The organism is Acinetobacter sp. ANC5681 (assembly GCF_023488045.1).
In the GTDB taxonomy this organism is placed as follows: domain Bacteria; phylum Pseudomonadota; class Gammaproteobacteria; order Pseudomonadales; family Moraxellaceae; genus Acinetobacter.
Genome location: NZ_JAMFKZ010000076.1, coordinates 1 through 1,332, shown reverse-complemented (window position 1 = coordinate 1,332; position 1,332 = coordinate 1). Strand labels below are relative to the sequence as shown.

1 protein-coding gene and 4 tRNA genes are annotated in these 1,332 nt (G+C 40.2%); all 5 read right to left on the bottom strand.

What is annotated here, in order from left to right; translation table 11 throughout:
- Window positions 1-3: 3 nt before the first annotated feature.
- Window positions 4-79, bottom strand: a tRNA-Val gene (locus M5121_RS15780).
- Between the two features lie 103 nt (window positions 80-182).
- A tRNA-Asp gene (locus M5121_RS15775) sits at window positions 183-259 on the bottom strand.
- A 45-nt stretch (window positions 260-304) separates the two neighbouring features.
- Window positions 305-381 (bottom strand) — tRNA-Asp (locus M5121_RS15770).
- 23 nt (window positions 382-404) lie between these two features.
- Window positions 405-480: transfer RNA gene (locus tag M5121_RS15765), tRNA-Val, on the bottom strand.
- Between the two features lie 163 nt (window positions 481-643).
- A complete protein-coding gene (gene elsL / locus M5121_RS15760) occupies window positions 644-1,153 on the bottom strand; it encodes a cell wall-recycling L,D-carboxypeptidase ElsL (protein ID WP_249571702.1) in 510 nt (169 codons plus the stop codon).
- Between the last annotated feature and the right edge of the window lie 179 nt (window positions 1,154-1,332).

The window sequence follows — 1,332 nt, the reverse complement described above, 5'->3', positions numbered from 1 at the left end:
TTATGGTGGGCGCTGACGGGATCGAACCGCCGACATTCTGCTTGTAAGGCAGACGCTCTACCAACTGAGCTAAGCGCCCTGAGCGAGGTAACAAATTTAAAGAAATGCTTTAAATATTGTTTAAGTATCAAAGAATATAAACTCTAATTTACTTAACTCTATCTATTCTTGCAATCTTAAAGTGGCGCAGCGGACGGGGCTCGAACCCGCGACCCTCGGCGTGACAGGCCGATATTCTAACCAACTGAACTACCGCTGCACAATAATTTTGCAATTATAGGGTAAAACGATATTAAAACTTAAGTGGCGCAGCGGACGGGGCTCGAACCCGCGACCCTCGGCGTGACAGGCCGATATTCTAACCAACTGAACTACCGCTGCACTTGAGTTTTAACGTAAAGGCTTGGTGGGCGCTGACGGGATCGAACCGCCGACATTCTGCTTGTAAGGCAGACGCTCTACCAACTGAGCTAAGCGCCCTTAACGTCTTCATCGTTTGTGAGGTGCATTATAGAGAATCTTTACAGCCTGTCAAACGCTTTTGCCATTCTTTTCTGAAAAAAGCGTACGAATGATTAAAAAATAAGTAATTCATTGAAAAAATCAAGATTTTCGTATTTTATTTAAGCACTTATTCATATTTTCATCCTTCGTTTTCTAAAGTATGTTCTGAAATATAAACCAATGCCTGTTCAGAAATTAGCTCAAATAACTCAATAATCTCATCATTCTTCATCCGAATACAGCCATGTGACATCGGGATGCCCATCGGTTCTGTATCAGGCGTGCCATGAATATAGATATATCGTTTAAATGTATCGCAACCATTTCCATGATTGAATCCATCTTCTAAACCATCCAACCATAAAATTCGTGACAAAATCCAATCTCTTTGTGGAAATTGTTGTGCGAGTTGTTGGTTATACACTTCCCCTGTCGGCTGACGTGCAATAAAGACCGTATTTTTCTTTAGGTCTGCACCAATCTTTTGTGCGACTTGATGCCAACCTCTTGGCGTCTTACCGCTATTCTCTTGCTCACCAACACCATTCTTGCCAGAAGAGATCACATAAAATTTATTGTGCTTTGGCAAATGTAGAATTTGTTGTGCTAAATCTATGACGATGTCTGCCTGATCAAGGGTATAAGTCATTTTTATCTCAACAGATGATAGAACACAGATATTTCAACATACACCCAAAGCTTTTTCTTGTATTTTTCGGTAGTTTTGATTGTTGATTGATTTTAAATAGGACTTACGCATTGACGGATTCAAAAAAGTACTAAAATACTTTATAAAGTATCTGTGATCAGACGAATTAAACATGCTTC